Source organism: Brevundimonas halotolerans, from assembly GCF_003730275.1.
Lineage (GTDB): Bacteria > Pseudomonadota > Alphaproteobacteria > Caulobacterales > Caulobacteraceae > Brevundimonas > Brevundimonas halotolerans.
In genome coordinates, this window is the sequence record NZ_QTTA01000010.1 from 193869 (window position 1) to 215247 (window position 21379).

26 protein-coding genes are annotated in these 21379 nt (G+C 65.8%); 7 read left to right on the forward strand and 19 right to left on the reverse strand.

Annotated features, from left to right (window positions below):
• Positions 1–66 precede the first annotated feature (66 nt).
• The 5 genes from parE to EG854_RS04355 all read right to left on the reverse strand — a co-directional run bounded on the left by parE (position 67) and on the right by EG854_RS04355 (position 6415).
• Positions 67–2136 carry a DNA topoisomerase IV subunit B gene (gene parE / locus EG854_RS04335; RefSeq protein ID WP_123286496.1) on the reverse strand — a complete coding sequence of 690 codons (2070 nt, stop codon included), beginning with the start codon at positions 2134–2136 and terminating at the stop codon, positions 67–69.
• Positions 2137–2140: 4 nt separating this feature from the next.
• On the reverse strand, positions 2141–3442 hold the full coding sequence (locus EG854_RS04340; RefSeq protein WP_241153126.1) for an O-antigen ligase family protein: 1302 nt from the start codon (positions 3440–3442) through the stop codon (positions 2141–2143).
• A 75-nt stretch (positions 3443–3517) separates the two neighbouring features.
• Positions 3518–3796, reverse strand: a complete 279-nt coding sequence (locus tag EG854_RS04345; RefSeq protein ID WP_164461827.1) for a type II toxin-antitoxin system RelE/ParE family toxin — start codon at positions 3794–3796, stop codon at positions 3518–3520.
• Positions 3793–4062, reverse strand: coding sequence for a hypothetical protein (locus EG854_RS13080; protein WP_164461829.1), 270 nt, complete (start codon positions 4060–4062; stop codon positions 3793–3795). Before EG854_RS13080 ends, EG854_RS04345 begins: the two co-directional genes overlap by 4 nt.
• A 43-nt stretch (positions 4063–4105) precedes the next feature.
• On the reverse strand, positions 4106–6415 hold the full coding sequence (locus EG854_RS04355; protein ID WP_123286860.1) for an ATP-dependent helicase: 2310 nt from the start codon (positions 6413–6415) through the stop codon (positions 4106–4108).
• 119 nt (positions 6416–6534) lie between these two features.
• On the opposite strand from EG854_RS04355, the gene EG854_RS04360 reads away from it, so the two are divergent.
• The gene (locus EG854_RS04360) at positions 6535–6759 is read left to right on the forward strand and encodes a hypothetical protein (protein ID WP_123286499.1); all 225 of its coding nucleotides are present in this window, start codon (positions 6535–6537) and stop codon (positions 6757–6759) included.
• Between the two features lie 28 nt (positions 6760–6787).
• On the opposite strand, the gene EG854_RS04365 is transcribed toward EG854_RS04360, so the two are convergent.
• Positions 6788–7507, reverse strand: coding sequence for an SIMPL domain-containing protein (locus EG854_RS04365; RefSeq protein ID WP_123286500.1), 720 nt, complete (start codon positions 7505–7507; stop codon positions 6788–6790).
• 49 nt (positions 7508–7556) lie between these two features.
• Positions 7557–7793 carry a ribbon-helix-helix domain-containing protein gene (locus EG854_RS04370; protein WP_123286501.1) on the reverse strand — a complete coding sequence of 79 codons (237 nt, stop codon included), beginning with the start codon at positions 7791–7793 and terminating at the stop codon, positions 7557–7559.
• Between the two features lie 75 nt (positions 7794–7868).
• Here EG854_RS04370 and EG854_RS04375 point away from each other — a divergent pair, with 75 nt between their 5' ends.
• Complete coding sequence (locus EG854_RS04375) at positions 7869–8645, forward strand: Coq4 family protein (RefSeq protein WP_123286502.1); 777 nt, start codon at positions 7869–7871, stop codon at positions 8643–8645.
• Here the strand turns inward: EG854_RS04375 and EG854_RS04380 are convergent.
• Both EG854_RS04380 and EG854_RS04385 read right to left on the reverse strand, forming a co-directional pair.
• Positions 8642–9169 (reverse strand): OmpA family protein, encoded by a 528-nt coding sequence (locus EG854_RS04380; protein ID WP_123286503.1) that lies wholly within the window; start codon positions 9167–9169, stop codon positions 8642–8644. The two genes, EG854_RS04375 and EG854_RS04380, sit on opposite strands and share 4 nt — an antisense overlap.
• On the reverse strand, positions 9166–11031 hold the full coding sequence (locus EG854_RS04385; RefSeq protein ID WP_123286504.1) for a cation:proton antiporter: 1866 nt from the start codon (positions 11029–11031) through the stop codon (positions 9166–9168). The genes EG854_RS04380 and EG854_RS04385 overlap by 4 nt, the downstream gene beginning before the upstream one ends.
• 183 nt (positions 11032–11214) lie before the next feature.
• Between EG854_RS04385 and EG854_RS04390 the strand changes: the two genes are divergently transcribed.
• A complete protein-coding gene (locus tag EG854_RS04390; RefSeq protein ID WP_241153127.1) occupies positions 11215–12126 on the forward strand; it encodes a DMT family transporter in 912 nt (303 codons plus the stop codon).
• A gap of 140 nt (positions 12127–12266) precedes the next feature.
• Here the strand turns inward: EG854_RS04390 and EG854_RS04395 are convergent, their stop codons facing one another.
• Positions 12267–12452: a DUF4169 family protein gene (locus EG854_RS04395; RefSeq protein WP_123286506.1), complete on the reverse strand. Its 186-nt coding sequence runs from the start codon at positions 12450–12452 to the stop codon at positions 12267–12269.
• 72 nt (positions 12453–12524) lie between these two features.
• On the opposite strand from EG854_RS04395, the gene EG854_RS04400 reads away from it, so the two are divergent.
• The gene (locus EG854_RS04400) at positions 12525–12926 is read left to right on the forward strand and encodes a YccF domain-containing protein (protein WP_123286507.1); all 402 of its coding nucleotides are present in this window, start codon (positions 12525–12527) and stop codon (positions 12924–12926) included.
• Positions 12927–13003: 77 nt separating this feature from the next.
• On the forward strand, positions 13004–13237 hold the full coding sequence (locus EG854_RS04405) for a DUF2171 domain-containing protein (protein ID WP_123286508.1): 234 nt from the start codon (positions 13004–13006) through the stop codon (positions 13235–13237).
• A 55-nt stretch (positions 13238–13292) separates the two neighbouring features.
• Here the strand turns inward: EG854_RS04405 and EG854_RS04410 are convergent, their stop codons facing one another.
• Genes EG854_RS04410 through fumC form a run of 3 tightly spaced genes read right to left on the reverse strand, consistent with a single transcriptional unit; the run spans position 13293 to position 15305 of the window.
• The gene (locus EG854_RS04410; protein ID WP_164461831.1) at positions 13293–13607 is read right to left on the reverse strand and encodes a CcdB family protein; all 315 of its coding nucleotides are present in this window, start codon (positions 13605–13607) and stop codon (positions 13293–13295) included.
• A complete protein-coding gene (locus EG854_RS04415) occupies positions 13604–13852 on the reverse strand; it encodes a type II toxin-antitoxin system CcdA family antitoxin (protein WP_123286510.1) in 249 nt (82 codons plus the stop codon). The genes EG854_RS04410 and EG854_RS04415 overlap by 4 nt, the downstream gene beginning before the upstream one ends.
• 55 nt (positions 13853–13907) lie before the next feature.
• Positions 13908–15305: a class II fumarate hydratase gene (gene fumC / locus EG854_RS04420; protein WP_123286511.1), complete on the reverse strand. Its 1398-nt coding sequence runs from the start codon at positions 15303–15305 to the stop codon at positions 13908–13910.
• Between the two features lie 119 nt (positions 15306–15424).
• Here fumC and EG854_RS04425 point away from each other — a divergent pair, with 119 nt between their 5' ends.
• Positions 15425–16027, forward strand: coding sequence for a peptidylprolyl isomerase (locus tag EG854_RS04425; RefSeq protein WP_123286512.1), 603 nt, complete (start codon positions 15425–15427; stop codon positions 16025–16027).
• Entirely contained in the window at positions 16024–16380 is a 357-nt protein-coding gene (locus EG854_RS04430; protein ID WP_123286513.1) for a RusA family crossover junction endodeoxyribonuclease, read from the forward strand. The genes EG854_RS04425 and EG854_RS04430 overlap by 4 nt, the downstream gene beginning before the upstream one ends.
• Position 16381: 1 nt before the next feature.
• On the opposite strand, the gene EG854_RS13085 is transcribed toward EG854_RS04430, so the two are convergent.
• The 6 genes from EG854_RS13085 to EG854_RS04460 form a co-directional block, all read right to left on the reverse strand.
• The gene (locus EG854_RS13085) at positions 16382–16795 is read right to left on the reverse strand and encodes a hypothetical protein (protein WP_164461833.1); all 414 of its coding nucleotides are present in this window, start codon (positions 16793–16795) and stop codon (positions 16382–16384) included.
• Positions 16796–16861: 66 nt separating this feature from the next.
• A complete protein-coding gene (locus EG854_RS04440) occupies positions 16862–17269 on the reverse strand; it encodes a GFA family protein (protein ID WP_123286515.1) in 408 nt (135 codons plus the stop codon).
• Between the two features lie 72 nt (positions 17270–17341).
• Entirely contained in the window at positions 17342–18115 is a 774-nt protein-coding gene (locus tag EG854_RS04445) for a C13 family peptidase (RefSeq protein ID WP_164461835.1), read from the reverse strand.
• 98 nt (positions 18116–18213) lie between these two features.
• Positions 18214–19116 carry a prolyl hydroxylase family protein gene (locus tag EG854_RS04450; protein WP_164461837.1) on the reverse strand — a complete coding sequence of 301 codons (903 nt, stop codon included), beginning with the start codon at positions 19114–19116 and terminating at the stop codon, positions 18214–18216.
• A gap of 112 nt (positions 19117–19228) precedes the next feature.
• The gene (locus EG854_RS04455; RefSeq protein ID WP_164461839.1) at positions 19229–20143 is read right to left on the reverse strand and encodes an endonuclease/exonuclease/phosphatase family protein; all 915 of its coding nucleotides are present in this window, start codon (positions 20141–20143) and stop codon (positions 19229–19231) included.
• 121 nt (positions 20144–20264) lie between these two features.
• On the reverse strand, positions 20265–21377 hold the full coding sequence (locus EG854_RS04460; protein WP_123286519.1) for a hypothetical protein: 1113 nt from the start codon (positions 21375–21377) through the stop codon (positions 20265–20267).
• Positions 21378–21379: the final 2 nt, after the last annotated feature.

A 21379-nucleotide genomic window follows, 5' to 3' on the forward strand; every position in this document is an offset into this window, starting at 1 on the left:
GCCCCGTGTATGCCGCCTCAACATGCCCGGATCATCACCATTCGATGACGATTGCGGGACGGATCGTCACAGGTCCAGATCGGCCTGTGCAAAGCGGGCGTTCTGCTGGATGAAGTCGAAGCGCGGTTCGGCCTTCTTGCCCATCAGCCGCTCGACCAGATCGGCGATTTCGTCCTCGGACTCGGGCAGGGTAACGCGCGCCAAGGTCCGCTTCTTCGGATCCATGGTGGTTTCCTTGAGCTGGGACGCCATCATCTCGCCCAGGCCCTTGAAGCGACCGATCTCGACCTTGCGGCCCTTGAAGGTGGTGGCCAGCAGCTCGTCGCGGTGGGCGTCGTCGCGGGCGTATTCCGACAGGCTGCCCGCCTGGATGCGGTACAGCGGCGGCAGGGCCATGAACAGCCGGCCCTCACGGACCACCTCGGGCATGACGCGATAGAAATAGGTGATCAGCAGGGCGGCGATGTGGGCGCCGTCCACGTCGGCGTCGGTCATGATGATGACCCGCTCATAGCGAAGATCGCCGAGGTTGAACCGGTTGCCCGGCTGGACCCCGAGGGCCAGCGCCAGATCGGACAGTTCGATATTGGCGCGCAGCTTGTCCGCCGTGGCCGAGGCCACGTTCAGGATCTTGCCCCGCAGCGGCAGGATGGCCTGGGTGGCCCGGTCGCGCGCCTGCTTGGCCGAGCCGCCGGCCGAATCCCCCTCGACGATGAACAGTTCGGTGCCCTCGGCCGCCTGACGGGTGCAGTCCGCCAACTTGCCCGGCAGGCGCAGCTTGCGGGTGGCGGCGGCGCGCTGGACTTCCTTGTCCTTGCGGCGCTTCAGCCGGTCCTCGGCCCGGTCGATGACAAAGCCCAGCAGGGCGTTGGCCTGTTTCGGGCTTTCGGTCAGCCAGTGGTCAAACGGATCGCGCAGCAGGGCCTCGACCAGCCGCTGCCCCTCGGGCGACGACAGCCGGTCCTTGGTCTGGCCCTGGAATTCGGGATTGCGGATGAAGACCGAGATCAGGGCACCGGCATTGGCGATGACATCCTCGGCGGTGATAATGGCGGCGCGCTTCTCGTTGGACAGCTCGCCATAGGCCTTGAGGCCCTTGACCAGAGCGGCGCGGAAGCCCGCCTCATGGGTGCCGCCATCGGGCGTGGCGACCGTGTTGCAATAGGACTGGACGAAGCCGTCGGCCTCGCCAAAGCCGATCGGGCTCCAGGTCACGGCCCATTCGACGGCCCCGGCCTCGCCCTTGCGCTCGACCCGGCCGCTGAAGGTCGGGGTGACGGTCTCAAGCTCGCCGATCCGCTCGACCAGGGCATCGGCCAGACCATTGGGGAAGTGGAAGACCGCCGTCTCGGGCGTCGCATCGACGATCCGTTCGGACGCGCAGGTCCAGCGGATTTCCACGCCCCGGAACAGATAGGCCTTGGACCGCGTCATGCGGAACAGGCGCGCGGGCTTGAACGCCACGCCGGTGCCGAAGATTTCGGCGTCTGGCCGGAAGCGGATCAGGGTGCCGCGCTTCTTGGACGGCTGACGCTTTTCGAGGCCGCCCTGCGGCAGGCCGCGTGAGAAGCTCTGGTGCCACTCAAAGCCGTCGCGCCAGACGGTGACCTCCAGCTGGTCCGACAGGGCGTTGACGACGGACACGCCCACGCCGTGCAGGCCGCCCGAGGTCTCATAGGCCTTGCCCGAGAATTTGCCGCCGGAGTGCAGCACGGTCATGACGACTTCGAGCGCCGACTTGCCGGGGTGTTTCGGGTGGGGGTCGACCGGGATGCCGCGGCCGTCGTCCTGCACCGACAGAAAGCCCTCGGCGTCCAGCTCGACCTTGATCAGCTTGGCATGGCGGGCCACGGCCTCGTCCATGGCGTTGTCCAGCACTTCGGCGAACAGGTGGTGGAGCGCCCGCTCATCCGTCCCGCCGATATACATACCGGGGCGTTTGCGGACAGGCTCCAGCCCCTCCAGCACCTCAATCGAGGAGGCGGAATAGCCGGTCGTGCCCGCAGGAGCCGCCACCGGCTCTGACGCCTTGATCGCCGCGACAGGTGCAGCAACCGGGCGCACGGGCTCGACCGCCGGCTTCTCGGGCTCGGGCTCGGGCAGGTCGAACAGGGACGGCGAGGAGGTGGGAGGCATGACCTCAGTTTGGAACGATTCGAGGGGAGGTGAGGTAGGCCCCTCTACGGCGTCGGGCAAGCGGAACCGTGGCAGTGTGGCGTCGGGGCATCGGATCGGGCGTCAGCGCCCGGGCCGTCAGGGCCAGGAACAGCGCCCACGGCAGGTTGGCGTGGCTGAGCAGTACGCTTTCCGACGCGCTCAACAGCGCAAACACCAGCAGATAGGCCAGTGAGAATCCGCCCTCACGAAAGCCCTGTCCGCCCAAACGGATGACGAGGGCAAACAGGGTAATGGCCATCACCGTGCCGACCAGGACGGCGCCGGGCCAGCCGACCTGCACCAGCAGGTCGATCCAGCCATTGTGGGCCGACGGCACCAGCCAGCCGGTTTCAAGCCGCACATAGTGGGCTGGCACCGACTCCTTGCCCCAGAAGGCGCTGTAGCCAAAGCCGGTCCAGGGCCGCTCGGCCACGCGCCGCATCAGGCTTTCCCAGATGTCGGTCCGCCCGGTCAGGGTCGGGTCCTTGCCCAGCAGTTCCAGGATCAGCGCGGAATTGTCGGTCCAGACCCAGGCGGCGATGCCGACAGCGGTCACCGCCCCCCAGACGGCGACGACGGACAGCACCGGTCCGCCCCGGCGCATGATCCACAGGCCCCCAATGACTCCAAGCCCGGCCATCAGACACAGCAGCGAGGTCTTGGATTGGGTCCCCAGCATCAGGCCGATGCTGATCGCCAGGGTCAGCAGGGCTGTCCAGACCGTCCGTTCGTGCCGGTCGGGGGCGGCCAGCACCGCGGCCGAGGCCACGGCGGTTGCCACCATGACGATGCCCATCTGGTTCTTCTCGTACCAGAGCCCGCGCCACAGGCCGGCATTGTCGTCCTGATGGATGCCGATGGCGGGGAAGGCCAACACCATGACCAGACTGCCGATCGCCATCACGAGGCCGGTATGCATCAGCAGACGCGGCAGCTGTGCCCCGGTAAAGGCGACGCCCAGATAGACGGCAAAGGCGCTGGTCATGAACAGGGCGATCACCCGCCGGTCGGTCACGCCCGGATCGATTGACCAGTAGCGCGAGGCAAGCGCCAGCAGGGTCAGAAGGCCGAGAATGATCCACGCCGGCCATGCCGATGCCATCCGTCCGAGCCGGTTAAGAATCAGCCCCAGGGTGATGGCATAGACGGGCAGCCAGATCAGCCGCAGGATCGGCGTCTCCCCTTGGTCCGGCGCAAAAACGGGGCCGATCAGCGCCCCCGTCAGCATGACGATCACAAACCCCGCCGCCACCTGTTCCCACAGGGGCGGCGCGGGTAGGGACAAACCCGAATCTCTGGCTGTTGCGCGCACCCCCGGAAGGTGAGCGTTTGGCGTTAACGAAGCGTTGGGGAAGGGGCTTCAATCCCGCTCCTGGCGACTGTGAAATATCCTGCGCACCAGCAGGTGATCCGGCATGACTTGGTAGCGCAAGACGTATCCGTCCCGTCCAAAGCGAACCGGAAACTGCCGTGTGCTGTCTGCGCAGGACGAACCGCTGAGCGGAAAGAGAGTCAGCAGGTCGATGGCCAGATAGATGGCCGCTTCAGCCCTGTCCGCCGCCGACGGCGACCGGTCATCCAGCCAGGCGATATGCCCAAGCAAATCGGTCCTGGCCTGAGCCGACAGCCGAACCTTCACGCGCGCTTGCGGCGGGCCCCGGCACGCTGCGCCTGAAGCTCGCCCTTCACGTCCTCCCAAGCATGGGTAGGCTCATTCACGTCGAGCGGTGGAAGGAGTTGATCGGGATCGCCATTGCCCCATTCGACGTCGCGAGCATCAAAGAAGTGCTGATCGAGCAGCATCGCAGCCAGATGTTCGACCGGCATGCCAAGAACCTTGGCCTTTTCCGCAATGCGGATGGCCGTCGCGTCGCTGAGCTTGAGGGTCAGGCTACCGTCGGGCATGCGCGATAATACTCCATTTCGGTAGCCCCGACCATGTGATCGCTCACGCCTTCTCGACGAAGCTGTCGATGACCTTCTTCTCGCCGGCCTTGTCGAAGGCGACGCGCAGCTTGTTGCCCTCGATCCCCTGGATGCGGCCATAGCCGAACTTCTGGTGAAACACGCGCTCGCCCCGGCTCCACTGGCCCGAAGGGGCCGCCGTTGCCGGGCTTTCGATGCGGCGGGCGACGCCATCGATGGGCGGGGTGCGCTGGGCCGAGCCGGAGGTCGCCCTCTGCTGGGCGCGCTTCCAGCCCGGGCTGTCGTACCCGCCGCCAAAGGTTGTGCCTTCGGACCACCGGTCCTGCACCTGACGGGCGCTGGGGGCGGCGCCGTAATAGCCGGTCTCGCTTTCCGGCTGGACGTTGTCGATCGGCAGTTCGTCGACGAATCGGCTGGGCATCTGGGCGGTCCAGCGGCCATAGACCAGACGGTTGGCGGCAAAGCTGATGCGGGCATCGCGGCGCGCGCGGGTCAGGCCGACGTAGGCGAGGCGACGTTCCTCCTCGAGGCCCTTTTCGCCCTTCTCGTCGATGCTCCGCTGGCTGGGGAAGACGCCTTCCTCCCAGCCGGGCAGGAAGACCAACGGGAACTCCAGCCCCTTGGCGCCGTGCAGGGTCATGATCTGGACGGAGTCGTCGCCCGAGGCCCGCTCCATCTCCATCACCAGCGAGACATGCTCCAGATAGGCCTGCAGGGAGTCAAAGCCCTGCATGGCCTGGACCAGCTCCTTGAGGTTATCCAGCCGCGTCTGGCCGGTCAGCCGGTCAGCCTTCTGCATGTCGGTATAGCCGCTCTCCTCCAGAATGACTTCGGTCAACTGGGGGTGGGGGGTGTCCGAGGCGAGCGTGCGCCAGCGGTGCAGGTCGCGTGCAAAGCCGGCCAAGGCCGTGCGTGTCCGGGCCTGAAGCTCGTCCGACTCGATCAGCCGATGGACAGCCGCCATGGCGGATATGCCGGCGGTGCGCGCCAGGTGCAGGATCTTCTGAACCGAGGTGTCGCCGATGCCGCGCTTGGGCACATTGACGATCCGCTCGAAGGCCAGATCGTCGTCCTCGGACTGGATCAGCCGGAGATAGGCATGGGCGTCACGGATCTCGGCCCGTTCGAAGAAACGCGGCCCCCCGATCACCGTATAGGGGATGGCCAGCATGACGAACCGTTCCTCGAACGCCCGCATCTGAAACGACGCGCGAACAAGGACGGCCATGTCCTTGTATTTCAGCCCCGTCTTGCGCGCTGTCTCGATCTCGTCAGCGATCAGACGGGCCTCGGCCTCGCCGTCCCAGACGCCGCGCACGCGCACCTTGTCGCCGCCCTCATCCTCGGTCCACAGGGTCTTGCCCAGCCGGTCACGGTTGCCGGCGATCAGGCCCGAGGCCGCGCCCAGGATATTGCCGGTCGAGCGATAGTTGCGCTCCAGCCGCACCATCTTCGCGCCGGGAAAATCGCGCTCGAAGCGGAGGATGTTGTCGACCTCGGCCCCGCGCCAGCCATAGATCGACTGGTCGTCATCGCCGACGCAGCAGACATTGCCGGTCGAGGACGTCAGCAGCCGCAGCCACAGATACTGGGCGACATTGGTGTCCTGATATTCGTCGACCAGAATGTAGCGGAACCGACGGCGATATTCCTCTGCAATATCTGCATGCTCGGAAAGAATCGTCAGGTTGTGCAGCAACAGATCGCCAAAGTCGCAAGCGTTCAGGGTCTTCAGCCGGTTCTGGTAGGCGGCGTACAGCGACTTGGCCTTGCCGTTAGCGAAATCCTCCGTCCCCGGAAGTTTGGCCGGCGTCCAGCCGCGGTTCTTCCAGTGGTCGACCAGGCTGGCCAGGGTGCGGGGCGTCCAGCGCTTGGTGTCGATCCCCTCGGCTTCCATCAGCTGTTTCAGCAGCCGTTCCTGATCGTCCGTGTCCAGAATGGTGAAACTGGACCGCAGGCCCACCAGCTCGGCGTGACGGCGCAGGATCTGGGCGGCGATCGAGTGGAAGGTGCCCAGCCAACGCAGGCCCTCGGCCGACGGCCCGATCAGATGGGTGATCCGCTCCCGCATCTCGCGCGCGGCCTTGTTGGTGAAGGTGACGGCCAGCAGCTCCCACGGGCGCGCCTTGCCGGTCGCCAGAATGTGCGCCAGCCGCGTGGTCAGCACACGCGTCTTGCCCGTGCCCGCCCCCGCCAGCACCAGCAACGGGCCCTCGGTCGTCTCGACAGCCTCACGCTGTTCGGGATTCAGCCCCCGCAGATAGTCGGGCAGGGGCGCGGCCGCCCGGGCCAGGTCGGAAATGCGGGGAGAGAGGGGGAGCGAGTCGGACATGAGCGAAACATAATAGGAACCGGCGCACGCCAAGGCCACCGCCTGCAGCAATACAGAGGTTGGCGGGAACCTGTGCCGTTCGCCTCCGTTTGGATCAGCAGGTTTAACCGGAGGAAGACATGTCGGATCAATCGAACAATACGGGTGGCAACAACGGCGGCGGCGGCGGCGGCAATGCCGGGCTGGCCTTCATCGTAGGCGGGGTCGTCGTCGTTCTGGCCATCATCGCCTATTTCGTCTTTGCAGGCGGTGGCATGGGCACCCAGGACAAGAACATCGACGTCGACGTCGATATGCCTGAAGTGTCGGCACCTGACGTCCCTACGCCCGCGCCGGCTGAATAAGCCGATGTGATCGACCGTCCGTTATGGCCTAGCGCAGGCTGTAGCGGACGGTCGTCACCACCCGCACCTTCTTGTCGGGGGATTGGCTTTCGTCGCCGATCTCATCGCGCGACAGGATCTGGAACGACCCCTGGGTCGCTTCACGTATCGGGCCCAGCGGTGTGCCCGAGTCCTTGGCAAACTGTTCGGCGCCTGTGCGGGCCGAGGCGGTGGCTTCCGCGATCATTTCCGGGCGCACATCGTTCAGCTGGGTGAAGACATAGGTCGGCCCGCTGAAGTCCTGAATGACCACCCCCTGCCGGACCAGATCGTTGAGCGACCGCGTCGTGGTCTGGACCCTGTCCACATCCGTCGTCCGTACAATCACCGTCTGCGCCAGAATGAAGCGCGGCCCGTTGTTCTGGCCGCCGTACTCCCGCGATTGCATGTCTGTGACCTCCAGCCGCCCGAGGGTGATGGCGTCGGCGGGATAGCCCTGGGCCGCGAGGAACTGCCGGACCGTCGCCAGGTCCGCATCAATGCGCGCCTGCACCTCGGACAGGATCTCGCCTGTCGCCGTGAACCGGACCGGCAGGATGGCGAGGTCGGCCACGACGTCTCGCTCGGACAGGCCGCGCACGGTCACCACCCGGTCGCCGACGCGGGCGTTGACCACGCCCTGACCGATCAGGGCTCCGGCCCCGATCAAGCCAACCGAAATCACCCCGGCCACAATGACTGCGGGGACAAGACGTGGATCGATTTTCATGGGAGCATCCTGTGGATATCTCCGCACCATGCGCCGATGACCCGGCGAGTCAAACGCTATCGGAAGCAGGACTTTCCGGAGCGGATTGCACCACCCATTCCAGTGCCTTGACCCTGCAGGCCGAGGCCAGTGGCCGCCGCCCACGCGTGGCGTCGATCTGCTTCAGCAGTGCGGCCAGACTGATATCCAGCGCCGCCGCGCGAGCCTCCAGAACGGCCCAGAATTCCGGCTCCAGCGCGATGGATGTCGCATGGCCGGCCAGCAGGACGGACTTCTTCTTCAGCATGGCCCCTCCTGATCGGGCGTGACGTCCAGACGGGCTGAGGGTATGCTAAAGCAACCGTCCTGTCCGGAACCCGCCATGACCGACCTTGTCACACATATCCCCGGCATCGACAGCTTCAATCCGGTGCGGGTCGAGCGTCTGCGCCCCCTGACCGCGTTTCGGGCCTTCCGGCGGCTTGTGCGGAACAAGGAAGACACCACCCAGGTGTTCGAGATCATGAAGGCCCTCAACGGTCGCTCGACCACGCGCGGCTATCAAAAGCTGCTGCGCACCTTCGAGGGCGGGCGCCAAGCCTATCTGCGCGAGGAACTGGCGCACAAGCTGGATGACCCCGACTGGCTGGCCCGCTTCCCCGAGGGCTCGGTCGGCGCCACCTATCGGGCGTTCCGCGAGGTGCGCGGCTTCACCGCCGACGGTCTGGCCCAGGTAGAGCGCGAAGTCGTGCCCTTCATCGACGCCGAGCATCCGACCGTGTGGTATTCGCGACGTCTGCGTGATGTGCACGACATCTGGCATGTGCTGACCGGCTTTGAGACCGACGCTCTCGGCGAGGCCTGTGTGGTGTCGTTTTCCTACGGCCAGACCGGCAGTCTGGGCTTCGCCTTCATTGGCTGGGGCGCGGCCCGGGAAACCCAGCGCGAGAACCACAGCGTCCCGGCCCGTCGCGCCGTCTGGCAGGCCTGGCAGATGGGACGGCGCGCCAAATGGCTGCCCGGGCTGGATTACGAGGCCCTGTTCGCCTGTCCGCTGGATGAGGCCCGTCAGCGGCTCGGTATCGGCACGCCGGACATCTACCTGTCGGTCCCGGCCGGGGTTCGCCAGTCGCTGAAGCTGCGCGGCCAGGGCGTCTAGCGACGGGCCTCGGCCCGGATATCGACGCGGCGGTGCTGCATCGGGCTGGCGGCGGTGGCGGCGTCCAGCTCTGGCTCTCCGGCCGCGACGACCTCGATACGAGCCCCCGGCACGCCTCGCTCAACCAGATGGGCCCGCACCGCTTCAGCACGGTCTTGTGCCACCCGTTGATTGGTCTCGGCATCGCCACTGGCATCGGTTCGCCCGGTCAGCGTCAGGGACCAGTTTCCGTCGGCCAGCGCCTTGCCCTCAATCAGGGCGTCCAGCATGGCGCGGGCCTCATCCGTCAACGTCGTCTCGCCCAGTCCGAACAGGACCCTGGCCTCGACGGGATCGGGCAGGGGCGCAGGCGGCTCGGCCTCGGCCAGCACTTCAGGGCGCATGATCGATGTGCCTTCAGGCGGCGTCTCCGTCTCGACGCGGGGCGTGGGCGGTTCTACCGGCTCAGGAGCCGGCTCGGGTCGGTCCTGACAGGCGGATACGATCAGCCCCAGACCCAGCAAGGCGGGAAAGAGAGGTCTCATGTGCCTGACGGCGAAGGAAGCGGGATCATGCCTTCGTCTCCTTTCGGGGGCGGTGTTTTCTTGGCGCGGGCCAGAGCAGGCTCGCGCAGCGGGGCATAGGATACCACGGTGTCACCGGGCTGGGGTTTCGGCCGCGAGGCGTGGCTGAAGAAGTGCAGCTTGCCGCCGTCGCGCACCAGCACAAGCAGATCCGCATCGGGCGGCAGGTCGGCGCGCGCGTCCTCGAGCGTATATTTGTCGGTAAGCCGGGTCTTGCGGAAGTCCCAGCCCTCTCGTTCGCGCCGCGCGATCTCCTCGACCCCGAGACCCGAGGCGAACAGGGTCCGGCCGCGCAGGGTGGGGGGCAGGGCGCGCGGATTGTCGTCCGAGGTGTCGCCCAGCTGGAACACCGCATGTCGCCCGACCTCGGGGGCCAGTTCATTGCAGACCAGCGCGTTATAGGCCTCGTTGTCCGTGGTCGCGACGAGAGCCTGAAACTCGCTCATGTCGACATGATCCTCTGTCACCTCGGCCAGGATTTCGCCGTGGAAGACCCGCATGCCCCGTTGCCGGGCCGTGGCCAGACGTTGCCAGCTGGTGTCGGCGATCAGCACCGGGATGTTCAGCGACTTGAGCAGTTCCGCCAGCGACAGGCTCCACTGCGTCGTCCCCACGATCAGGACGCCCTTGTCACCCGATCCTGTGACCTTGAGCCAGCGGGCGGCCAGTTTGGCGGTAAAGCTGTGCGCAAGGATGGTGGCGATCACCACGGCGAACGACAGGGTGACCAGGGTGCCGCCGTCGGCATAGCCAAGCTCGCCCAGCTTCAGCGCGAACAGGCCGCTGATGGCCACGGCGACAATGCCGCGAGGGGCGATCCAGCCGATGAACAGCTGTTCGCGCATCGGCACCCGGCTGAAGGCGAGGCTGAGGAGTACAGTCGCCGGTCGCACCAGAAACAGCAGCACCAGCAGAAAGGCCAGGAACCGCCATTCGAACTGGCGCAGCACCTCGAGATTGAGCGAGGCCGACAGCATCACGAACACGCCGGACACAAGCAGGACGGTGACGTTCTCCTTGAAATGCATGAAGTCGCGGAAGCTGGCCAGCTTCATATTGGCCAGCGCCACGCCCATCACCGTCACGGTCAGCAGGCCGGACTCCTCCTGAATCATATTGGCGCCGACGAACACGCCGATCACGGTGATCAGCAGGATGGGCGACTTCAGGAATTCGGGCACATAGCCCCGGGGGAAGGCCCAGGCGACGATCCGGGCCGCACCCCAGCCGATCAAGCCGGCGACCACAGCGGCCAGCAGCAGCGACATGACCACGCCGACGACCGTATCGCCCTCGCCGGCGCGGTGCAGGACCTCATAGGTCAGCACGGCACACAGGGCGCCCAGCGGATCGTTGACGATGGCTTCCCACTTGAGGATGGCGCGGGGCCGCTGGGCCAGGTTGGTCTGGCGCAACAGGGGCAGGATCACGGTCGGCCCGGTGACCACCAGAATCCCGGCGAACAGGATGGACACCGGCCAGATCAGCCCGGCGACATAATAGCAGGCCAGCGCTCCCAGCGCCCAGGCGATCGGCACGCCCAGAAACACCAGCCGGTGGACCGCGCCCTCGGCGTGGCGCAGCTCGCGAAAGTTCAGGTTCAGCCCGCCCTCGAACAGGATGATGGCGACGGCCAGGGCGATGATCGGCTCCAGCAGAGGGCCGAAGACCTCTTCGGGACGGATAAAGCCGGTGACAGGTCCGCCGATGATTCCGGCCAGCAGCATCAGGGCAATGGCGGGCCAGCCGGTCTTCCACGCGACCCATTGCGCGCCAATTCCCAGCACGCCGATCGCCGCCAGTACCAGTGCCTGATGTTCCATTATCCCCGCCGTGACGCGCAACGCTCCCGGCCCTAATGGACCAGCCGCCCAAGCGTTACAGGGAAAGTGCCCCGGCTGAAACCGGCTGGAACCCGATGTGACCGCCGAACCCCGGGCAAGGCTCGCAATGGCAGGCGATTCGGCGCAAGGGTCCGGGCGTCTCCCGCTCCCATGGTTGCCCCCGTGCCTGCTCCGTCTGCCGTCCCTGTTGCCACCCGCTGGTTGATTGCGGGCATTGTCGTGTGCGCCATCATCTGGGGCACGACCTGGTATGCCATCACCCTGCAACTGGGGCCGGTTGCGCCGACGGTCTCGATTGTCTGGCGGTTCGGACTGGCGGCGCTGGCCCTGTTTGTCTTCTGCCTCGCGACCCGACGTCCCCTGCGTCTGAACCGGGTCCAGCATCTGGCAGCGCTGGGGCAGGGGGCCTTCGTCTTCGCCATCTCCTACGGCTTCGTCTACGCCTCGGAAGAGCGGGTGCCGTCGGCCGTGGTCGCGGTCATCTTCGCCGGTCTGGCCTTCATCAATCTGGTGCTGTTCCGCGTCATCGCCGGGCAAAAGGCCTCGCTTCTGGCCTGGGGTGGGGCGGCGCTGGGCCTCTTGGGCGTCGCCGTTTTGTCGGGCTCGGAGATTCTGGGCAGCGACATGACTGAGGCGGCGGGCCTTGGCGTCGGCATGGCGGCGCTGGCGGTGCTCAGCTCGGCCTTCGGCAACTATTTCGCCTGGAGGGGACAGGTCGCCGGATCAGCCGTCATGCCCGCCACCGCCTGGGCCATGGCCTATGGCACCGCCATGCTGGCCGTCTTCGGCCTGACGCAGGGGGTCGAATGGCGGATCGAGCCCACCTTCAGCTACATCGGCTCGCTGCTCTATCTGTCGCTGTTCGGCTCGGTCGTCGCGTTCGTGATCTATTTCACCATCGCCCGCAGCCGGGGCTATGCTCTGGCCAGCTATATCTCGGCCCTCACCCCGCCCATCGCCATGCTGGTGTCGGTGCTGTTCGAGGGGGCCAGCTTTGGTTTGACGGCCCTGATCGGCCTCGCCCTGGTACTGGCCGGTCAGGTCCTGCTGATCCGCGCGCCGAAGGTCAGCTAGCGTCCGGATCGTCGAGATCCCGTTTCGCGGCCTTCTTGCCGCTCTTTGCGGATTTTCGCGCCTCCTCGATCATGGCCTTGCGGCGCAACATGACCATCAGCAGGATCAGTCCGTGGCTGACACGCTTGTCCTAGCGGGGATCACTCATCGTCGTCTTCCCGTTTGTGGCCGTCCAGGTGGCGGTCTGCGCGGTTTCGCGCGGCGTCCTGCCCGGTCCGGTCGGCGCGGGTCCGCCCGTGACGTGCGCGGCTGGCTTCTGCGGCCGCCTTGCTCTCGGCTTTGGCGCGCGCCTTGCGGGCGCGGTTCAGGTTGATGATCTCGGCCATGTGGCGAAGCCTACTCCAGCATGTCAGGGAATTCACTCGGTGCCAGCCGGGTCCGTCCTTATATTTCCGCGCATGGACCTCATTCGACTCATTCTCAACGTTCTCTGGCTGATCTTCGGCGGCCTGATCTCGGCCTTCGGCTGGTTCTTTGGCGGGGCGCTGCTGGCGCTGACCATCGTCGGCCTGCCGTGGACCTTCGCGGCCTGGCGGATCGGCGCCTATACCCTGTGGCCGTTCGGGCGCGAGGTCGTCTGGCGCGACCCGGACGCCGGCGACATCGGCGCCGGCCCGGTGGGTGTGGTGTTGAACGTCATCTGGTTCATCTTTGCCGGCTGGTACATCGCGCTCAGCCACCTGATCGCGGCCTTCTTTGAGGCCATCATCATCATCGGCATCCCGTTCGCCATCAAGGATCTGGAGTTGGCCAAGCTGGCGCTGGCGCCTGTCGGACGCACCATTCGCGACAAACCCTGACGCGTCTTTCAGCGCTGCCGTATGCAACGGCCTTCTGCCCCTTCCCGTTGATTGGAGACATCCAACAGACAGGGAGCATGACCATGCTGGAAGCCATCAAGGAACATATGGACGTCATTGGGTCGGACGGCGGTCGCATCGGCCGCGTTGACCACGTCAAGGGCAACCAGATCGAGCTGGCCAAGCTGGATCTCGACACCGGCTTCAAACACCGGATGATCCCCATGGACTGGGTGACCCGCGTCGATGAGCACGTCCACCTCAACCTCACCGAAGACGAGGCCAAGGCCCGCTGGACCGACAAGCCGTAGGCTGGTCCGCCGACATTCTGGAAGGCCCCGCTATCGTCGGCAGGGCCTTTTCGCGTCAGAAGCCGGTGAGCAGCCGATCCAGCGCGCGGCGGATGTCGTCTTCACGGTCACCCAGCGACCCTCGGGTCGCCCCGAGCGAGCGGCGATCCAACGCCGCCAGTTCTGAGAGCATCAACACGAACGCCTCATTCGCGTGGACAACCCTCAGGGTCACCTTCGTAAGGACCGCCTCATCCGGCATGCGGAAGAGCGGGGCCACCAGCACCGTCGGCCCCTCATCGTAGAGGTGGGACTGCACGACCATCACGAAGGGGGCGATCTCGCGGGATCGCGGCGCCGGATTGTCCAGAATGTCGAACTGGCGGATCACCAGGTGCGGACATCCTCGCCAAACACACCGTGGCGGTCGATCCGGTCACGGTGCAGGGCGATGGCCTCAGCGTTTTCGGAGGCCCACTGACGGGCCTTGTCGGGGTCTGGAACGACACCAGCACGCTTATGGTCCAGCACGGATCTGAGACTTTCGACGGTCAGGGCCTCGACGTCGATATTCAGCGCGCGTGCCTCATCCAGCAGCGCCTGATCGATCTCGAGTCTGAGCTCGGCCTTTCCCATCCCGGAATCCTAGCACGAAGTCGTGGCGTGGGCGATCCAGCCGCGCCACGCCTCGTCAGCCCGGGGCGATCATCGTCTCGGGCCGGACGATGGCGTCGAAATCCTCGCCGGGGATGCCGAGGGCGATGGCTTCCTCGCGCAGGGTGGTGCCGTTTTTGTGCGCGGTCTTGGCCACCTTGGCGGCCAGGTCATAGCCGTATTTTTCCTTGAGCGGCGTCACCAGCATCAGCGAGTTCTTCAGGCCGCGCTCGATGTTGTCGAGGCGGGGCTCGATGCCGACCACGCAGTTGTCGGTAAAGCTGACGGCCGCATCCGCCAGCAGCCGCACCGACTGCAGGAAGTTGTAGGCCATCATCGGATTGTAGACGTTCAGCTCGAAATGCCCCTGCGAGCCGGCAAAGCCGATGGCGGCATTGTTGCCGTGGATGTGGACGCACACCTGGGTCAGGGCCTCGCACTGGGTCGGATTGACCTTGCCCGGCATGATCGAGGAGCCCGGCTCATTCTCCGGCAGGGCCAGCTCGCCCAGACCCGAGCGCGGGCCTGATCCCAGGAATCGGATGTCGTTGGCGATCTTGAAGCACGACATGGCGACCGTGTTGATCGCGCCATGGGTCATGACCATGGCGTCGTGCGCGGCCAGGGCCTCGAACTTGTTCGGGGCCGAGGTGAAGGGCAGGCCGGTGATCTGGGCGATCTTGTCGGCCACGCCCTCGGCGAATCCGACGGGCGCTGACAGGCCGGTGCCGACCGCCGTGCCGCCCTGGGCCAGCTGCATCAGGTCGGGCAGAGTCGACCGGATCCGCTCGATTCCCTTGGCGATCTGCTGGGTATAGCCGCTGAACTCCTGGCCGAGGGTGATGGGCGTGGCGTCCTGGGTGTGTGTGCGGCCGATCTTGATGATGTCCTTCCACGCCTGGGCCTTGTCGTTCAGGGCGTTGTGCAGGGTCTGCAGCGCCGGCAGCAGGCGGTGCACCACCTCTTCGGCGCAGGCGATGTGCATGGCCGTTGGATAGGTGTCGTTCGACGACTGGCTCATGTTCACATGGTCGTTCGGGTGCACCGGCGCCTTGGAGCCCATCTCGCCGCCCAGCATCTCGATGGCGCGGTTCGAGATCACCTCATTGGCATTCATGTTGGACTGGGTGCCCGATCCGGTCTGCCAGACCACCAGCGGGAAGTGGTCGTTCAGCTTGCCTTCGATCACCTCATCGGCAGCCTTGAGGATGGCCTGACCCAGCTTCGGATCCAGCTTGCCGAGCGCCATATTGGTCTCGGCCGCCGCCTTCTTGACGATGCCCAGTGCGCGCACGACCGGCAGGGGCTGCGTCTCCCAGCCGATCTTGAAATTCCCCAGGCTGCGCTGCGCCTGGGCGCCCCAGTAGCGGCTTGCGGGCACATCGATCGGGCCAAAGGTATCGGTTTCGACGCGGGGCTTGTTGGTATCGGTCATGAGCGGATTTCCGGGTGCGGGGATCAGGGGCTTGGCGCGGGAATGGGCGGGGGTGTAGCACGAAGTGTCAGGGGGGCAAGCGACCCCGGGGGGCGGAGGATAAGATGCGATACCGGGCCATGATCACCCTTGCCGCTGCGGCCCTCGCAGGGTGCGCGACCGAGGCGCCCGTGACCGGTGAGCCGGTGCGGGTCGATCTGGTGACCGAGCGGGGGGTCATCACGCTGGAACTGGCTACGGACAAGGCGCCGCTGACCGTCTGCAACTTCCTGTCCTACGTCACCGACGGTCACTATGAGGGCGGCAGCTTCTTTCGCACCGTGGTCGCCTCGACCAATGACAATCCCAACCCGATCAGCGTGATTCAGGGGGCCACGCCGCGCGGCTCTGACGACGACCTGAACTCGCCGATCCCGTTGGAGCGTACGCGCGACACCGGCCTCAGCCACGTCGCCGGCACCATCTCCATGGCGCGCGACGGGCCCGATACGGCGACGTCCAGCTTCTTCATTGTGGTCGAGGATGCGCCGGCGCTCGACTATGGCGGCGCCCGCAATCCAGACGGGCAGGGCTTTGGCGCCTTTGGCCGGGTGACCGCCGGCATGGAGGTGATCCACGACATCCATCGCAGCCCGGCCGACGCCGACGAACAGCTGACACCGCCGGTCAAAATCCTGACCGCGACCGTGGTGGGCGAGGTGCCCGCCCCCTGTCGTCCATGAGCGCCGACTGGATAGGGATCGGCAAGGTCCGGGCGCGGGAGACGGGGCAGGGGGTCGAGATCACCATCGACGGCCTGACCACCCAGGCCAAATACTACAAGCCGCTGGTCTATGAGTTCATGCGCAAGGAGTGGCGCGGTGCCCGGCCCTCATGGGGTGATCACGTCGTCGAGATCGACATGGAGCATGTCGGCGAGCCCCCGCACATGGACCTCGACAATCTGGCCAAGGCCCTGCTGGACGCCATCAAGGGTTATCTGTTCCACGACGATGCCCAGGTCGCCCGCCTGCTGGTCCAGCGGCACGAGGGCGAACGCGAGCGGATCACGATCCGGGTGTTTCCCAGACCCTGACTCAAGGGACGATCGTATACCCCGGCGGAGCTTTGGTTTCGACGTGGCTGGGGTGATACATATCCAGGTAGATCACATTGGTTGCCGGCTGTGAGCCGGGGCAATCGACCTGATAGCCATCCATGATGGTGCCATAGGGCCCATCTCCAGCGCTGCCGAGACGCTCGAACGTCGGGGCCTTTCCATCGGCGCAGCGAAGGCGGGACAGATAGGCTCTTTGCCCGGCCGGCATGTTGACCCGTACGGGATTTTGCTCTGTGCCAAGGGGATGGGCAGCTGCCTCGACTGCAACGCGTGCAGCCCGATCTTCAGGAACCCCGCCAAACATATCGGCGAATGGATCGTCAGCCTCCATATCAGAGGCACACCCCCCCAAAACCAGCACGGCAAGGACGGGCACAAGTCGCTTCAGCATTCAGACCTCCCAAAACACGGGTGCAGGTTGGAACCGATACGCGGCCGAGGCAAGGTTAGGTCAGTCTCAGGCGTCGGGCCCGATCGGCGGATAGCGGTCAAAGGCCGGGATCTGGTCCAGAGTCGCCATCCAGCCGATGCGTTCGGCCGTCTGGATCTGGACCTGAATCGGCAGGGCGTCGGGATCGTCCAGCGTGGCCCCCTGGATATCCGTCATGCCCGGGAAGATGACCTCATTCGCATAGAAGAGGCCCGTTCCGCAGGCGACGCAGAAGGACCGCCGCCCATGTTCGGAGGAGGCGTACGCCCGGGTCTCACCCGTGATCGTCAGGCTGTCGGTCGGCACCAGACACCAGCTGACGGCCGGAGCGCCCGCCGATTTTCTGCAGTCCAGACAATGGCAAAGCGCGTGATGCTCAACCTTGCCGTCTGTCTTGTATCGCACCGCCCCGCAGTGGCATCCGCCCTCAAGCATGTCGTCCTCCCTCGCTCCATGTTCCGCAAATGTTCCACACCTGACGGGTCGTGGCAAGCGGCGAAGGCGGCCTCAGCGACGGAAGGCGTATATGGTGCTGAGCAGCGGTGCGATGTCCACGCCGACCAAGGTCTGCGGCTCCGAGGCCGGGCTGAGCCCTTCCTCCCGCTCACGCCGCTGGACGCATTGCGCTGCCTGATCCGCCAGGACCAGGAAGTTCGGCGCGGTCGGCAGGCTTTCCAGAATACAGCCGTCGAAATAGGGGTAGGTGGCATCCTCCGAGCAACCGAACGACGACCGGTCCCGCCGGGCCGCGCTCATGATCATCCGGTTGGGCGCGGCCAGCCGGTCCGTGAACACGCCCGAGAAACAGGCCGAGACAATCACGACGGTCGGGCGGGTGCCGCACCAGTCGTCGACCCGGCGCGCCATCTCATCGGGGCTCAGAAGACGATTAGGCCCGAACACGATCCCGCGCGGCGATCCGTGCGAGGTAAAATACAGGAAACACCCCCGCGTCGCCTGTTCGGCATTGCGCCCAATGGCATTCAGCGCCTGATCGGCCGAGGTCGGATTGGGCACATCGGGGCGCAGGGCGAAGTCAACCATGTCGGCCCGCGCAAAGCCGACCTCCTGAAAGCCGGCCACCAGATCGCGCCGCGCATTGTCAAAGGCCTGGATCGGCGTACCCCGGCTGGTGGTCCAGTCCGCCGCCACGATCGACGCGGCCCATCCGTCAAACGCTCCGCTCGAGGGCTCCCCGCCCGTCGCCGCCCCGCCCGAAGTGGTGGCACAGGCCGCCAGCGACAGGCTGGCGATGAGTGTGACGACGACACGACGGATCATGATGCAACTCCCCGGCCCAATCAGCATTGCCCGCCATTGATCCCCGCGCAAGGCGGGCGGTCAACCCGTCCGGTCCTGATTCCGGATCCCCGCTCGACTCAGCCCGGCGGACGCCACTTGCCGGGGGGCTGCCAGGTGGGGGCCTGACCGCCGGGTGACAGGACGGACAGGGGACTTCCGGCGGGCCTGGACTGGGGCGGTCTGAGGAGAGACGCCAGGGACTGGACCGGGGCCGGAGTGAGGGTCGTGGCGGGAGCGGGCGCCGGCGCATTCAGCTCCGGATAGATGTGCCCGTCCGCCTTGCGTTGATCGAAGGTGTAGAAGGCCGGCATCGTGATGCGGCGGCCCTGGGTCACCTTCAGTACGCCGTGCTCGTGGTGATAGCCGGCGCTGAACGCCACCAGCATGCCGCGCTGCGGCTTCAGCACCCGGTCCTTGGCGGTGAAATACAGCTCGCCGCCCTCATAGTCGTCGTTCAGATAGACGATGCTGGAAAAGTCCCGCCACGGCGTGCTGTGGGCGGTGCCGTCCGGGTTGCTGTTGTCGGTATGCGGCGGCAGGCACGAGCCTTGCTCCCAGATGTTCAGTTGCACCGTATCGGTCCACAGCGGCCGGGTCAGGGCGTAGAACTCGCCCAGCATGGCCGTGGCCCGTTTCTGGAAACCGCCCATGATCTCCGCCGCCGAGGCGTCGTGCGCCGCCACATCGTTCATATAGACGATGCGGCCCTCCCAGAAGTCGATCCCGATCCGGCGATGCTTCACCAGACCATGCACCTGATCAAACATCTCCAGCAGGCGATCACACTCAGCCGGCGTCAGAAAATCCGGGACGATGATGAAGTCCTGCGCGCCATACTCGGCCGGCGTGATCGGGGCAGTGGCCTCGGACGGCGTCAGCACACCATCGACGACCCGCCTGCGCCCCGCGAAATTGGCCTCGGTCTGACCGGGATCAATGGACGCCATCCGGCTGTCCGACGCCCACGCCCTGCGATCCACGCGTTACACTCCTTCGGCGATTTCAATGGTTTCGCCGGGCACCGTGCATTGCAAACGGAAACATATCAAGCGGCTGGTTACCGTCTACCCCGGCGGCAATGCGAGGGTCGCATCAGCCCTCGCAGCGCGCCTGCGGTAAACCTTCGCCGGCCTTGAATCGCGCGCGCACCGGCTGATGGTCCGAGTGACGGAATCCCAGCTCGACCCCGGCCACGGACACAACGTCGACACCCGGGGAGACAACGAAGCCGTCGATCACCGTCGTGTAGTTTTCGCCCGGCTGATAGGCCCGCTCGTTCGTCCGCACTGAGGGCGTCGCGCCATCAGCGACCACACGCCAGCCCTCGGGCAAGACCTCGGGATCGAAGTCATGGATCCAGCCCAGATACTCATCCTCCGTTGTATGAGGGAACTGCGTGGCGACCAGTCGCAGGTTGAAGTCACCGCCCATCACGACTCGATACCCCAGGGCGTGTGCAGCCACGGCCCGCTCCAGCAGCGTCGCCACCTGACGCTTGCGCAGGGCTCCCCCCTCGTCGAAGGCCGAAGTATGAAGGTTGACGAACACCCAGCACCCGCCGGGCCCCTCGACATAGGTAGCAAGCGCGCCGTAGCGCCGTCGGATCAGCCCGTCGTACGGATCTCCGTCACTGGGCATGGGCCAGATCTCTGACTGCACCAGCCCGTGACGGGCGTAGGTGGCCATACCGTTACTGATGCGGAGCGGCGGCGGCAGATAGCGGGTGCGGAAGTCCGCGTGGAAGAGCCTCTGATACCCAGCCAGCGCCCGGTCGGTGCGACCCTTGAGATCGGTCCAGTAGTTGACCACGCTGGCGCGCGCGTTCTCCTGCGTCAGAATAATGTCGGCATCGCTCTCGCCCAGCCAAGCGGCGATTGCACCGGCCGATTCACGCGTCGTGCCCGGCCCGGGCGGCAACCACGACCGCCCGCCATCGGCGAAGAAGTCCGACCCTCGACCGAGCCCGCTGTAGCCCAGGTTCCAGGTGATGACGCTGATCGTGTCCATGGACTGCGGCCACTCCGGGTGCGCGGGGAAGCTGCGCGACGTACCCTCTTTCCCGGTCGTCGAACAGGCATGCAGAACAAACAGGCCCGCGCAGAACACGGCCGCGGCGGCCAAAGTGGCTCTAGCCCGCATTTGGCCGGAACCGCGCATTGGGCAGACGCAGGGGCACAGCTGCCTCCTTCTTGTCGGAAATCTTGTCGAGCGCGAATTGGACACCCCAGGCCAGAATGGCGAATCCGCCGCCCTCGCCGGCGATCATCCGGATGAAGCCGAACAGGTTCATGGAATTGGCCAGCTCCGAAACCATTTCCGCGTGACGCTGGGCCAACTCCCAGTCGTCCGTGGCGGGGGGCGGCGTGAATGCCTGGACATTGTCCAGAACACCCTGAAGAAGGGTCTCGTAAGAGCCCATGTACACAGCCAGGGCGAAGGCTCCGATGATGGCAAGTGGCCCATAGGTGAAGACGGCCGTCATCACGACCGCCTCGCCCATGAACATATGCTTCAAAGACGTGAAGTTGATCAGCATGTTGATCCCAATCAGCAGGCCGGCGAACACGAACAAGGGATTGAACTGGCTCTGCAGCAGCTTGGCGGCGAGGGCGATGTGGCCGAACCCGCTCTCTGCCAGGATCATGGCGCCGACATAGCCGTCGCCCGATCCGGCGGTCGGTGACGGACCGGAGACGGCGGTCTCCCGCGCAAGGACAAAGATGTCCGAGATCACGCGAGCCTCGGCCCGAAAGGATGCGCCGTCACTGAGGTATTGTGCGGCGAGCATCAGCAGGACCATGGCCCCCACGCCGAACAGGCAGACGCTGTAAAAGTTGTAGGTGGCATAGGCGGCCTGCAATCGCTTGCAGTAGACCGGCTTTCGGCCTTCCTTCACAGCCGCCCGGGTCACGGTCGTCGAATAGATGTGAACGACAAGAACAACGAGGAGAGTGGCGAGCAGGGCCTGCCACCACCAGCGTGCAAGGATGCCCACCAGCGAAATGTCCGGCGTGAAATAGGCGATGATCAGGCTGGCTGCGGCGGCGATGGTCAGGATGACAGCCTCGCCGACCCATCCCTCTACATAGGCGCGCTGTGAGGGTCGGCGGGCGTGCGGCACCACGATGCAATGCCGCAGGACCCACACCCTTCCGCTGCGCTGGTAAGAAGCACGCAGCAGGGCGAAAGCGACAGCGTAGACGAACGCGATCAGCAGGGCATCGGCAGCGAGTGAAGGCAATG